11 protein-coding genes are annotated in these 13,362 nt (G+C 36.4%); 5 read left to right on the top strand and 6 right to left on the bottom strand.

The window, feature by feature from the left end; all coding sequences use genetic code 11:
* Positions 1-61: 61 nt before the first annotated feature.
* The 5 genes from ACFSQP_RS12435 (at position 62) to ACFSQP_RS12415 (ending at position 5,009) form a co-directional block, all read left to right on the top strand.
* Positions 62-958: a MerR family transcriptional regulator gene (locus tag ACFSQP_RS12435; RefSeq protein WP_376894999.1), complete on the top strand. Its 897-nt coding sequence runs from the start codon at positions 62-64 to the stop codon at positions 956-958.
* Positions 959-1,003: 45 nt separating this feature from the next.
* Positions 1,004-2,470 carry a phytoene desaturase family protein gene (locus ACFSQP_RS12430; RefSeq protein WP_376894997.1) on the top strand — a complete coding sequence of 489 codons (1,467 nt, stop codon included), beginning with the start codon at positions 1,004-1,006 and terminating at the stop codon, positions 2,468-2,470.
* Positions 2,471-2,539: 69 nt separating this feature from the next.
* Positions 2,540-3,379, top strand: a complete 840-nt coding sequence (locus ACFSQP_RS12425; protein WP_376894995.1) for a phytoene/squalene synthase family protein — start codon at positions 2,540-2,542, stop codon at positions 3,377-3,379.
* Positions 3,380-3,387: 8 nt separating this feature from the next.
* The gene (locus ACFSQP_RS12420; protein WP_376894993.1) at positions 3,388-3,837 is read left to right on the top strand and encodes a sterol desaturase family protein; all 450 of its coding nucleotides are present in this window, start codon (positions 3,388-3,390) and stop codon (positions 3,835-3,837) included.
* Positions 3,838-3,857: 20 nt separating this feature from the next.
* Positions 3,858-5,009 (top strand): lycopene cyclase family protein, encoded by a 1,152-nt coding sequence (locus ACFSQP_RS12415; RefSeq protein ID WP_376894991.1) that lies wholly within the window; start codon positions 3,858-3,860, stop codon positions 5,007-5,009.
* On the opposite strand, the gene ACFSQP_RS12410 is transcribed toward ACFSQP_RS12415, so the two are convergent.
* The 6 genes from ACFSQP_RS12410 to ACFSQP_RS12385 form a co-directional block, all read right to left on the bottom strand.
* A complete protein-coding gene (locus tag ACFSQP_RS12410; RefSeq protein ID WP_376894989.1) occupies positions 4,998-5,567 on the bottom strand; it encodes a TlpA family protein disulfide reductase in 570 nt (189 codons plus the stop codon). The genes ACFSQP_RS12415 and ACFSQP_RS12410 overlap by 12 nt on opposite strands.
* Before the next feature lie 106 nt (positions 5,568-5,673).
* Complete coding sequence (locus ACFSQP_RS12405) at positions 5,674-7,938, bottom strand: aconitate hydratase (RefSeq protein ID WP_376894987.1); 2,265 nt, start codon at positions 7,936-7,938, stop codon at positions 5,674-5,676.
* 236 nt (positions 7,939-8,174) lie between these two features.
* Positions 8,175-9,128 carry an AAA family ATPase gene (locus ACFSQP_RS12400; RefSeq protein WP_376894985.1) on the bottom strand — a complete coding sequence of 318 codons (954 nt, stop codon included), beginning with the start codon at positions 9,126-9,128 and terminating at the stop codon, positions 8,175-8,177.
* A gap of 2 nt (positions 9,129-9,130) precedes the next feature.
* Entirely contained in the window at positions 9,131-10,582 is a 1,452-nt protein-coding gene (locus tag ACFSQP_RS12395) for a peptidylprolyl isomerase (protein ID WP_376894983.1), read from the bottom strand.
* Positions 10,545-11,402 (bottom strand): peptidyl-prolyl cis-trans isomerase, encoded by an 858-nt coding sequence (locus ACFSQP_RS12390; protein ID WP_376894981.1) that lies wholly within the window; start codon positions 11,400-11,402, stop codon positions 10,545-10,547. The genes ACFSQP_RS12395 and ACFSQP_RS12390 overlap by 38 nt, the downstream gene beginning before the upstream one ends.
* Positions 11,403-13,352 carry a peptidylprolyl isomerase gene (locus ACFSQP_RS12385; RefSeq protein WP_376894979.1) on the bottom strand — a complete coding sequence of 650 codons (1,950 nt, stop codon included), beginning with the start codon at positions 13,350-13,352 and terminating at the stop codon, positions 11,403-11,405.
* Positions 13,353-13,362: the final 10 nt, after the last annotated feature.

The following is a 13,362-nucleotide window of genomic DNA, read 5'->3' as shown; positions in this document are numbered from 1 at the left end:
GGTAACACCGTGGGTTATTTGAATTAATTTAGTACTTTTGTTTAATCTTTTTAAATAAAGTATGAACAACGTTAAGAATAACTTTAGCATTAAGGACCTAGAAAATTTATCGGGTGTAAAGGCGCACACCATAAGAATTTGGGAAAAGCGCTACAACCTTCTGGAGCCAAACCGAACAGATACCAATATTAGACAATACAGTTTAGAAAGTTTACAAAAGTTGCTAAACATAACTTTTCTGTACAACCATGGTTTTAAGATATCGAAAATCGCTAAAATAAGTGAAAACGATATTGCAGACACGGTGCGTACCTTATCTGCCAAGGATTTTGCGGATGACCACGCCATAAATATGTTTAAAGTGGCTATGCTAAATTTCGATAAGTCGCTTTTTTTAAAAACCTACGATAACCTTAAAGCACAGAAAAACTTTTCAGAAATTTTTATGGAAGTTTTTGTTCCGCTTATGAGCGAAATTGGCTTGCTTTGGCAAACTAACACAGTTACGCCAGCGCAAGAGCACTTTATCTCGGAGTTAATAAAGCAAAAAATGTTGGTTAATATTGAAAAGCATCAATACGAGAAACCAAAAAATTTAGAACGTGTTTTTGTTTTATTTCTACCAAATAACGAAATTCACGACCTTGGCTTACACTTTTTAAACTATAAATTAAGTAAGGCCGGTTACCACACCGTATATTTGGGACCAAGTGTACCTATTGTTAGCTTGAAAGATGTTTTAAAAAATTACAACAACGTAACATTTCTTTCTTATTTTACTGTAAAACCGGAAGCCGAACATTTAGAGGCCTACCTTCAAGAATTTAAAGAAGAATTACTTCACGACACAAACGAATTATGGATTTTTGGTAGGATGATAGACCTGCTAGACGCTCAAAAACTGGATGAGGCTATTAAACCATTCCACGCAATTAAAGACATCGATAAATATCTTTAGAAAAACATATTTTTTGTTTAGTCTTTTTATATATTTGTTAAACATATGAAAAAGAAAATTACAATTATTGGTTCTGGGTTTTCATCCCTAGCCGCGGCATGCTACCTTGCAAAATCTGGCCACGAGGTTACCGTATTTGAAAAAAACGAAACCATTGGTGGTCGCGCTAGACAACTAATTAAAGATGGCTTTACCTTTGATATTGGTCCAACTTGGTATTGGATGCCCGATGTTTTTGAACGCTTTTTTGCCGATTTCAACAAAAAGCCTTCAGATTATTACCAACTAGACAAACTAAATCCAGCTTATTCCGTTTATTACGGCAAAGACGATTTCATAACCATTGAGGATACCTTGGAAAAAATATGTGTCGCTTTTGAAAACGAAGAGCCGGGCAGCGCAAAAATTTTAAAGAAGTTTATACATAAAGCGCAAGATAATTATAATGTTGCCATAAAGGATTTGGTTTACAATCCGGGCGTATCTCCATTTGAATTGGTAACACCAGAAACCATTAAAAAGGTGGGGCAATTTTTTAGTACCATAAAAAAAGATGTCCGTAAGGAATTTAAAAATCCCAGATTGGCTAAAATTTTAGAGTTTCCTGTTTTATTCCTTGGCGCAAAACCTAGCGATACCCCATCCTTTTATAGTTTCATGAACTACGCAGATTTTGGCCTAGGCACCTTTCATCCTAAAAAAGGGATGTATCAGGTGGTTTTAGCCATGCAAGAATTGGCTGTTAGTTTGGGTGTAAACATCATAACAAATGCCGCTATTAGTAAAATTTTAGTAGAAAATAATCAGGCTACTGGCGTTGTCGTAAATTCAGAAACGCACAAAAGCGATGTTGTTTTAAGCGGTGCAGACTACCACCATACCGAAACATTATTACCTGCGGCCAGCAAACAGTATTCCGAACGTTATTGGAGCAACAAAACCTTTGCACCATCCTCGTTGCTGTTTTATGTAGGCTTCAACACTAAAATTAAAAATGTAAATCACCATACCTTATTTTTTGATGTAGATTTTGATGCTCATGCAGCCACCATATACGACAAGGCCGCATGGCCAGAAAACCCCTTATTTTACGCCAGTTTTCCATCAATAACAGACAGCCACGCGGCTCCAGAAGGAAAAGAAGCAGGCATATTTTTAATTCCTTTGGCACCAGGACTTAACGACACACCAGAATTACGCGAGCGCTACTTTACTAAAATAATGGACCGTTTTGAGGAACTTACCTCGCAATCTGTGCGCCAAAATGTACTATTTAAGGAATCGTTTTGTGTAAACGATTTTGTTCAAGATTACAACTCCTATAAGGGGAATGCCTATGGTATGGCCAATACGTTATTACAAACTGCATTTTTAAGACCCAAATTAAAAAGTAGTAAGGTAAATAATTTGTACTTTACAGGACAATTAACCGTTCCTGGTCCGGGGGTACCCCCATCTTTAATCTCTGGTAAGCTAGTTTCAGAGCTTATAGACAAGTACCATACGGTTTAGTTTATACAAGGTTTTTAAAAAATATCGGTATAAATGAATCGTCGCTATCAATTAATAAAACACTAAAACATGAAATCAATTTTTGACCAAATTTCCCGTTCCTGCAGCCAAACGGTAACAAAGACTTACAGCACGTCTTTTTCTTTGGCCACTAAAATGTTGTCTGCTTCAATTAGGCAAGACATATATAATATTTATGGCTTTGTAAGATTTGCAGATGAAATTGTAGATAGTTTTCATGAGTTTGATAAAGAAACTCTTTTAAACGAGTTTGAAAAAGATCTTTATTTGGCCATAGATAGAAAGATAAGTATGAATCCTATCCTGAATGCTTTTCAAGAAACTTACCATAATTACGGTATTGAAAAACACATGGTAGAGGCTTTTATGAAAAGTATGCGAACAGATTTACATAAAACCACCTATTTAACCGAAACGGAGTACAAAACGTATATTTATGGCTCTGCCGATGTTGTTGGCCTTATGTGTTTAAAAGTTTTTGTAAAAGGTGATAATGAAAAATACAACAGTCTTAAAGATGCAGCTATGCATTTAGGATCTGCTTTTCAAAAAGTGAATTTTTTACGCGACCTTAAAAGTGATTTCGAAGATTTAAGTAGAACGTATTTCCCAAACACCGATTTAACCAAATTAGATGAAGCCTCAAAACTTGTTATTATTAACGAAATTGAACGCGATTTCGAATTAGGCTTACAAGGTATTAAAGAGCTTCCTATAGAAGCTAAATTTGGTGTTTTTACGGCCTACCGTTATTACAGTCAGTTATTAAAGAAATTGAAAAAAACTCCAGCGTTACAAATAAAAAATACGCGGATACGCGTTGCTAATTACAAAAAAATTGAGCTGTTAACGCGTAGTTATGTAAAATATCAATTAAATTTGCTATAAAAATAATTATGGATACCCTATACTGGATACTAATTTTTCTTGGCACGTTCATTTTCATGGAATTCATGGCCTGGTTTACCCATAAATACATCATGCATGGTTTTTTATGGAGTATTCATAAAGACCACCACCATAAAAAGCACGATAGCTGGTTTGAGCGCAACGATTTATTTTTTATTTTCTATGCCGTGGTAAGTATTAGTTTGTTTCTACTTTGGCGTTTTAAGGGTTTTTGGGCAGGACTTCCGCTTGGATTAGGTATTTTTGCCTATGGTTGTGCCTACTTTTTTGTACATGACATTTTTATACACCAACGTTTTAAAATTTTCAGAAATGCCAATAACTGGTACGCCAAAGGTGTTCGTAGAGCACACAAAATGCATCATAAGCATTTAGGTAAAGAGGATAGCGAATGCTTTGGTATGTTGTTTGTTCCTTTTAAATACTTCAAAAAGTAATTACTTAAATTGCGTTTAGCATGCATAACGATAATCATTTCGATTATATTATTGTTGGAAATGGTTTGGCAGGTCTGCAACTAGCGCTAGCTTTTATTCAGGACCCCATTTTAAGTAAAAAAACACTTGCTTTAATAGACCCTGTTACCAAAACTAAAAACGACAAAACCTGGAGTTTTTGGGAAATTGGTTACTCTGAATGGGACCCAGTTGTAGAAAAATCATGGCAAACGGCTTCATTTAAATCACCTAAAAAAGATTTGGTGCTTCCCTTAAAGCCGTACCAGTATAAAAGCATTCGTGCCATCGATTTTTATGACTTCGCGAAAACAAAATTAGCAGGTTACAATAACATTCGGTTTATTAAGGATGCGGTTATAACACTGGAAGAAGATACAAAAGTTCGTGTTATTGGAAAAAACAATAGCTATACGGCTTCACATGTTTTTGACAGCAGATTACCGGAAAAGTATTTTAAAAACATACATAAATATACGTTAGTCCAACAGCACTTTAAAGGTTGGGTCATAGAAACAGATGTTCCTGTTTTTAATAACAATATGTTTACCATGATGGATTATCGCTTTCAGTACCAAGGCAGCACAAGTTTCATGTACGTATTGCCTTTTTCCGAAACGAAAGCGCTCATAGAATATACATTTTTTACGCCCGATACTGTACCAGAAGCTGTGTATGACACGGCTTTAGAACATTACATTACGGAGCACTTACAAATAAAAAACTATCAGGTAGTTGAAACTGAACAAGGTAATATTCCCATGACGGACTTTCCTTTTTGGAAAGAAAACACGGCAAAAATTACTAAAATAGGTACAGCCGGAGGTTGGGTTAAAGCGTCCACCGGTTATTCTTTTAAGCACGTTGAAAAAAACGTTGCTAAAATGATAGCTAATATTAAGACTGGTAACTTACCGCATAGCAATTTATTTAAAAGGAAATACAAAATTTACGACAAAATATTTTTGCACGTTTTATATACTAATAATAAAAAAGGGGTCTGGATTTTTGAGCAATTTTATGCTAAAAATACCATTCCAACCATGTTCCGATTTTTAGACGAACAATCTACGTTTTCTGAAGATTTAAAGATTATGAAATCCTTATATTCCCTAGATTTTATAAGGGGTTTTTTTAAGGTGTTATTCCGCTAAAATTAAGGTATCTAGCACCGCTCGAACGCTGCTACTATTCCAATTTGCGGCACCAGATTTATCCATTACTATATAACCAGATTTATCTATAATATAGGTTTGTGGTATGCTTTGCGCTTGTAATTGTGCGGGTGCTTGGTTATACGCCTGGTAAAACGGAAATGAATAGTCATTTTTAGCCTTATAAGCTGTAATTGTACCAACCTCCTCATTGGAAACCAACAAAAATAAAACCGACTCCTTATAGTCTGTATACAAGCTGTTAATACTTGGCATTTCGGCAATACATGGCGGACACCAGGTAGCCCAAAAGTTAATAAATACAACTTTGCCTTTTGCGTCTTCAAAATTAAACACCTTACCATTGGCATCCACTAACTTCCAATCGCTATAATTGGTTAGCTTTTCACGTTTTTCTTCCTTTATTTCTGAAGGACTAATTAAGGCCATGCCTTTTTGGATAAACACTTGAATAGGTTGCCTTGTTTGCGGTATTATTAAAAGCATCAAAAATACCACGAAAACAATATTACTGACACTGAATTTATTTTTTTTCATAATAAGTCAATCAGTTAGGTAGGTCGGGAAAAGTTAATATTGCTAACAAAAAAACTCCTGAAAAGCATATTTACAGGAGTTTTTTTATGGTTACTAAAATATATAATTAAGCGTTATTTTGCTTCTTAATTAAGTTTAAAGCAGATCCTTCGTTATACCAATCTATTTGTGCCTGGTTATACGTATGGTTGGCCTTTATGATATCTTTGGTTCCATCGGCATGCACAAACTCAATTGTTAGCGGCGTATCTGGTGCAAAACCATCTAAATCCAAAAAGTTAATCGTATCATCTTCTTGAATTAAATCGTAATCGCTTTCATTTGCAAACGTTAAACCTAACATACCTTGTTTTTTCAAGTTTGTTTCATGAATTCTGGCAAAAGATTTTACCAATACAGCAGCAACACCTAGGTGTCTTGGTTCCATGGCAGCATGCTCTCTAGATGAGCCTTCCCCATAATTATGATCGCCCACAACTATAGAGTAAACGCCTTTAGATTTGTAGTAACGTGCCACATCTGGAACACCACCATACTCACCCGTAAGTTGGTTTTTCACAAAATTAGTTTTCTTACCAAAGGCATTAACTGCACCAATAAGCATGTTATTAGAAATATTATCTAGATGGCCTCTAAAACGCAACCAAGGTCCTGCCATAGAAATATGATCTGTAGTACATTTACCAAAGGCCTTAATTAACAATTTCGCACCTTTAATAGTATTCCCTATTGGTTCGAAAGGTGTTAATAACTGTAAACGCTCCGACTCTGGATTAACAGAAACCTCTACTTGACTACCGTCTGCTACAGGCGCCACGTAACCGGACTCTACTACATCAAAACCTAATGGTGGTAATTCCAAGCCATTTGGTTCATCTAATTTCACTTCTTCGCCATCTTCATTAATTAATGTATCTGTCATTGGATCGAAATCCAAACGACCGGAGATAGCTATAGCAGCTACCATTTCTGGTGATCCTACAAAAGCATGTGTGTTTGGGTTACCATCCGCACGCTTCGAAAAGTTTCGGTTAAACGAGTGTACAATGGTGTTTTTTTCATCGCCTTTTCTGTCGCTTCTATCCCACTGTCCAATACATGGTCCGCAAGCATTGGTGAAGATGGTAGCGTCTAAATCTTCAAAGATTTTCAATACGCCATCGCGTTCAGCTGTATATCTAATTTGTTCCGAACCTGGATTAATACCAAAATCAGATTTTGCTTTAATTTTTTTATCTACGGCTTGTTTAGCTATAGAAGCTGCCCGTGTTAAATCCTCGTAGGACGAGTTTGTACAAGACCCTATTAAACCCCAATCTACTTTTAGTGGCCAATCATTTTTTCTAGCTTTTTCACCTAATTCGCCCACTTCAGTAGCTAAATCTGGTGTAAAAGGACCATTTAAATGAGGACGCAGTGTGTCTAAATTAATTTCAATAACTTGGTCAAAATAGTTTTCTGGATTTGCATACACCTCATCGTCTCCAGTTAGGTATTCGCGAATTTTATTGGCTTCATCGGCTACATCATTTCTATCGGTTGCACGCAAGTAGCGTTCCATGGAATCGTCGTAACCAAATGTAGACGTTGTTGCACCAATTTCGGCACCCATATTACAAATAGTTCCTTTGCCCGTACATGATAAGTTTTTAGCACCAGGACCAAAATATTCAACAATAGAGCCTGTTCCACCTTTAACTGTTAAAATACCGGCAACTTTTAAAATAACATCTTTAGCTGAAGTCCAGCCATTTAATTTTCCAGTTAATTTAACGCCAATAAGCTTTGGAAATTTAAGCTCCCAAGCCATTCCTGCCATAACATCTACGGCATCTGCACCACCAACTCCAACGGCTACCATGCCTAATCCACCTGCATTTACTGTATGTGAATCGGTTCCAATCATCATACCACCCGGAAAGGCGTAGTTTTCTAATACTACCTGGTGGATAATACCTGCACCCGGTTTCCAAAAGCCCAATCCGTATTTTTTAGATACAGAAGCTAAAAAATCGAAAACCTCGTTACTTGTTTCGTTGGCACGTTTTAAATCTGGAACAGCACCTTGCTTGGCTTGTATTAAGTGATCGCAATGTGTAGTTGTAGGAACAGCAACTTTTGCTTTACCAGCCTGCATAAATTGCAATAGCGCCATCTGCGCAGTAGCATCTTGTAAGGCAATCCGATCAGGTGCAAAAACTACATAATCCTTACCTCGTACAAAGGCTTTGGTTGGAGCACCATCCCATAGGTGCGCGTATAAAATCTTTTCTGAAAGTGTGAGTGGTTTACCAACAACTTTGCGCGCTTGATCTACACGCTCGGCCATATTTGCATAAACCTCTTTGATCATGTCAATATCGAATGCCATATTATAATTTTTAGTATGAATAAACTTATTAATTCCCAAGTTAATGAGGACCGCAAAAGTACAAATTTTAAAGAAGATTTAAAAATATGTAACGAAAAGCCGGTATCATTGAAATATTTTAAATAAATATAACAATTTACCTAAAATTACAGCTTAAATTTGATTAATACCGTATAATTACTAATAATTTAACAATTTAAACCGGATATATTACCAAAGCATCAATTTAGAACCATTTAAAATAAACTTGTTATTATGGCTTCCTCTGTAATACCTTCGGCATCTGCCTTGTAGTTTTTAACAATACGGTGTTTAAAAATGGCATGCGCTACGGCTTGCACATTTTCGATATCTGGCGAAAATTTACCATGAACCGCTGCATGCGTTTTGGCTGCTAATATTAAATTTTGAGACGCTCGAGGTCCAGCTCCCCAATCGATAAAGTTTTTAACCATATCGGCAGCATGTGGACTATCGGGTCTTGTTTTTCCCGTCATTTTAACAGCGTATTCTACCACGTTGTCTGCCACTGGCATTCTGCGAAGTAATTGTTGAATATCGACAATTTCTTGCGCCGTAAATAACGGATTTACGGTATGTGTAACGTTTGAAGTTGTTGCCTTTACGACCGCCACTTCTTCTTCAAAAGTGGGATAATTTAAATTAATGGCAAACATAAAGCGGTCCAGTTGTGCTTCGGGTAACGGATAGGTACCTTCCTGCTCAATTGGGTTTTGTGTGGCCAATACAAAATACGGTAAATCCAGTTTGTAATGATGTCCAGAAACCGTAACAGATCGTTCCTGCATAGCCTCCAGCAAAGCGGCTTGGGTTTTTGGCGGTGTTCTATTTATTTCGTCGGCCAGAATGATGTTAGCAAAAACAGGCCCTTTTATGAATTTGAAATTTCTATTTTCATCTAAAATTTCACTACCTAAAATATCGCTTGGCATTAAATCTGGTGTAAACTGAATGCGTTTAAAATTTAAACCTAATGCTTCGGAAATGGTATTAACCATTAGGGTTTTGGCCAATCCGGGCACACCTATTAACAAGGCATGACCACCAGAAAAAATGGCTATTAAAATTTGATCGACAACCGCTTCTTGACCAATGATAACTTTGGCAATTTCGGTTTTTAGTGCTTTATATTTTTTTACGAAGCTTTCAATTGCAGCTACATCGGACATATTTATTGTTTTAACCAGTTACTAGAAAAATCGCAATCTCTGTAGTCACCATTAATTTTGATATAGGTATCCATTATTTTTTCGTTTTGCCATTTTTCAATTGCTTTAATACGTTTTTCGTTTAAAGCAAGTTCTTTTATTTTAAGATAATCGCGCGAATAGTCTGCCACGTGCTCCTCTACACGGTCGCTAACCATTAAAATTTTGAACTTAATATTGCCCGTTCTATCTTGATCTGTTTGTATTAAGCTCACTTCGCCCTCTTCCAAATCTTGAATTTGGCCGTATAATTCTGGATCTATTTTGGTTAACTCAAAATTATAGTCTTGCGTAGCTGGATTAATTAATAAGCCGCCCTCGCTTCTGGTTTCTTTCTGATCGCTAAACTCTCTAGCTGCATCGGCAAAGCTAATATGGCCATCCACAATGCGCTGTCTTATTTTTGTTAACTTTTCGCGTGCTTCGGCAATGGCCTCTTCCGACACTTTTGGAATTAAAAGTATATGACGCACATCGTATTCCTGACCACGAATTTTTTCTAGATAAATAATATGGTAACCATAATCTGTTTTTACAGGATCTGAAATTTCACCTTCTTGTAAAGAAAAGGCAACCTCCCGAAATTCTTTTACCATGCGTGGTCGTTTTCTGTTAAGTGTGTACATACCTCCTTGCGGTATAGAGGCTTTATCGTCGGAATATAAAACAACTTTCGATCGGAAATTGGCGCCATTTTCAATTACATCTGCTTTAAATTGTTTTAGTTGGTTAATGATGCGTTCGTTTTCCTCTTCTGACACTTTTGGTTCGATAACTATTTGCGACACTTTTAGTTCGGTTCCAAATGTTGGGCGTTCGTCTGCAGGAATCTGACTAAAAAATTGTCGTGTTTCTTCGGGCGTAATTTCCACACCATCCAAAATCTTCTTCTGCATTTCGCTTGCAAGCTTTTGGCTTTTATTAATCTCGTACATTTCCTCTCTAAACGCTTTTTCGTTAGGTTGGTTGTATAACTCTAAAAGCTGCTCCATGCTTTGTCCAGACTGTGCCATAAACTGTTGTAGCTGGTAGTCCACGTTGGACCGAATTTCGGCATCGGATACAATGATACTGTCTTGAATAGCGTGATGTGCATATAGTTTGTCTTCTAGTAATTTCCCAAATAATTGGCATCTGGTAACACCATCCAAGGAGGCTCCTTGCGCTTTAAGCTGCATAATATTGTCGTCCACATCGGATTCTAATATAACATACTCGCCTACTACCGCTGCAACGCCATCTATTTTTTTTGCGCCCGTATTCTCTAGCGTATCTATTACTTTTTTTGATGCAGGTGCATCGTCCTCAATAATTTCTTGTGCCTGTAAACCAGCCGAAAGTAAGCATATGGCTAAACAAAAAAGCACCTGAACAGGGCTAGTTGTAAATTTCAAATTGTTTATTTTTAATAGCATCTTTTGTAATATCTTTTTCTAATTCTTTAATGAGTTCTAACTTTCTTTTGTTTATAACAATTTGGTCTATAGTTGGTTTTATATAGTCCAGAGGTGCAGGGCTATTTTGCTCCAAAACATCTTCAATTTGCATCAAATATAGTCCTAATGAATCTTTGAGTTGTATAAAATTAGATTTTTTTAACAATTCATTTTTGTTTTCTGCTGTAATAACTGGCACCTTATTAATAATTTGATTCACATTTATCCAAATAGAATCGTTAAATGCATAGGATTTAAATTGAATGGCCATGGCATCCAATTCTTCCATATCATAACTATTAAAACGTTTAAATTTTGTTTTTATGGCCTCTAAATCCGATATGGTTTCATCCAGATGAATATACCTGAATTTAACCAAATCCTCTTTCAGTTTTAGAATATCCATGTTTGCCTCGTAAAACAATTGCGCCTCGGCAGTTGTTACTACGGTATCCAAACTACGGCGCACCAAAGCTTGTAAATAACTGGTGGCATACAAGTCGTTTTTGTATTGTGTGGCTAGCCTGTTAAAATGTGCTAGTTTGTCCTCGTTTAAGTTTATTTCAGCACCTGCTACCAATAATTGTTGGGTTGCCCAACGGTTAATAAAATTAGTAACCTGAAGCATACTATCGGTTTCTGGCATATTTTCTGTAAACAAATGTGCTACATCTTCTTCGTATAAAAACACATTATTTACACGTGCAATAGGTTTTTTTTCGCTCTCTTGTTTGTAGAAGTAATTACAAGAAACGAGCAAAAAAGCACTTGCTATAAAACCAAAAATAGTATGTTTCAATTAGTTATTTTTTAAAGTTTGTTTCACTTTGGCAAACACCGCTTCGTTTATTTCTACGGGATATTTCTTTTCCAGGTCCTTAAGCCACAAGGCTTCTTTGTGTATTTGGTAATCGTTTATAACTTGCCCTTTGGCTTCATCAAAACTTTTTAAAGCTTCCGGAATTATGTTTTTAATTTGATATACAATATACACACCATCTTGGTTATAAATTTTTGAAACACCTTCCTTAACAATCATGTCCTGCGGTAGTGCCTGATGGTCCAATGCCATAACATCCGATGTAAATATAACCTGAACGGTACCATTGGTATTTAAAGTAGTTTTTATGGCTTCTGGACTTGTCCCGTTCTTAAGCATTTGGCGTACCTTTTTTACTGTTTTTTTATCGTTGGCAGAAGCCACATCTGCATCTACACGAATTGGCCATGTGTAGGATGCTTTGTTTGCTTGATAAAACTCATTTACGGCAACTGAATCTGCACTAACAGTGTTCCAAATTTCTTTTTCCATTAAATCGAACAACAACAGTCCGTCTCGGTATTCCGCTACTATGTTGGCATAAGCCTGGTTTTCAGTTTCTAAATTAGCCTCTTCGTATTGCAACAAGTTGGTGTTTATAAAGGTGTTGTAATAATCGCTTACCAAATTGGCAAGTGGTTTTTTACCTGATATTTTACGCTGATTTTTTATTAAGTAAGTACCAAAATCGGCATAATATAACTGCAAATTTCCAATAGTAACCAAAGGTTTCTTCCCTGTAAATGCGTCTGGTAGCGTGTAAGTACCATTAAAATAACTATCGTCTAAAATGGTAGTAAAATAAGTTAGCGCCTCTGGGTTATCTGCAACCGCATACCGTTCTTTTAAGGTGTTTACTCTGGAGGTATTTATTAGTTGCGACCGCGAATCGGTTTTTACACGTGCTTCTAATTCCGATTTCATACTTTCGAAATCTGGAACCGGCATTTTTTCAAGTAATTTAACAATATGCCAACCAAATTCAGTAGCAAAAGGCGCCGATACATCGCCTGGTTTTTCAAGACTAAAAGCCATATCTTCAAAATCTGAAGAACTTAATTGACCACTACTAAATACAGCCAATTCACCTCCTTTTTCGGCAGAACTTTTATCCTCGGAAAATTGCTTGGCTATTACGGCAAAATCTTCGCCTTGCTTAATTTTTGTGTACAAATCGTTAATACGAGATTCCGCTGTTTGCGCCTCGCCATTGCGGTTATGCGCAATCATAATATGTGCCACTTTACGCTCGCCTCTGGATGGACGTATATCTTCAACTGTAACTATATGATAGCCAAAGCGCGTTTTAAACGGCATAGAAATAGTACCGACTGGTGTATTATAAGCTGCATTTTCGAAATTGTACACCATTTTAAAAGCAGAAAAGTAACCTAAATTTTCGGCGTATATGGTTTTGCCATCATGAATTTTCTTTTGCAGTGTTTCAAAACCGTCCTCCTGTATATCTTTGCGCCATTTAAGCAATTGATTGTAAACATTAAGCGTATCTGCTGGTTGGGCATTAGCATCCATTTTAATTAAAACATGAGACGCCTTCACCTCATTTTTTGTTCGAAAATAGGCTTCCTCCACCAGGGCTTCGGTTACCTGCGTATCAGTTAAAAAATTTCTTGCTAACTGTTTTTTGTAATTGGTTAGCTCCCGCACGTAGTTTGGTAAAGTATCTAAACCTTGGGCCTTTGCCTCTTGAATTTTTAGCTTATAATTCACAAATAAATCCAAATAGGCATCTACATCTTTTTGCGAATCATCTTTAACCAATTCTAAATTCTTTTTAAAGATGCGCACAAATTCTGTGTCGTAAACAGGCTCATTGGCCACCTTAAGCAATATGGCTTTATCTGAATTTTGAGCGGTAACGGCAACACCTACAAACAGCCAAGCTACAAAAAAAAGGTTTCTAAACATCTTAAAATTT

This window comes from Bizionia sediminis, assembly GCF_042684585.1.
GTDB lineage: Bacteria > Bacteroidota > Bacteroidia > Flavobacteriales > Flavobacteriaceae > Algorimicrobium > Algorimicrobium sediminis.
Note: the sequence above shows the minus strand (reverse complement) of the source record. Positions and strands in the feature narration are given on the sequence as shown.

Bases quoted from the DNA above. Each gene is read 5' to 3' on its own strand.
- ACFSQP_RS12435 (WP_376894999.1), top strand. From the start codon at position 62: ATGAACAACGTTAAGAATAACTTTAGCATTAAGGACCTAGAAAATTTA.
- ACFSQP_RS12430 (WP_376894997.1), top strand. From the start codon at position 1,004: ATGAAAAAGAAAATTACAATTATTGGTTCTGGGTTTTCATCCCTAGCC.
- ACFSQP_RS12425 (WP_376894995.1), top strand. From the start codon at position 2,540: ATGAAATCAATTTTTGACCAAATTTCCCGTTCCTGCAGCCAAACGGTA.
- ACFSQP_RS12420 (WP_376894993.1), top strand. From the start codon at position 3,388: ATGGATACCCTATACTGGATACTAATTTTTCTTGGCACGTTCATTTTC.
- ACFSQP_RS12415 (WP_376894991.1), top strand. From the start codon at position 3,858: ATGCATAACGATAATCATTTCGATTATATTATTGTTGGAAATGGTTTG.
- ACFSQP_RS12410 (WP_376894989.1), bottom strand. From the start codon at position 5,567: ATGAAAAAAAATAAATTCAGTGTCAGTAATATTGTTTTCGTGGTATTT.
- ACFSQP_RS12405 (WP_376894987.1), bottom strand. From the start codon at position 7,938: ATGGCATTCGATATTGACATGATCAAAGAGGTTTATGCAAATATGGCC.
- ACFSQP_RS12400 (WP_376894985.1), bottom strand. From the start codon at position 9,128: ATGTCCGATGTAGCTGCAATTGAAAGCTTCGTAAAAAAATATAAAGCA.
- ACFSQP_RS12395 (WP_376894983.1), bottom strand. From the start codon at position 10,582: ATGCTATTAAAAATAAACAATTTGAAATTTACAACTAGCCCTGTTCAG.
- ACFSQP_RS12385 (WP_376894979.1), bottom strand. From the start codon at position 13,352: ATGTTTAGAAACCTTTTTTTTGTAGCTTGGCTGTTTGTAGGTGTTGCC.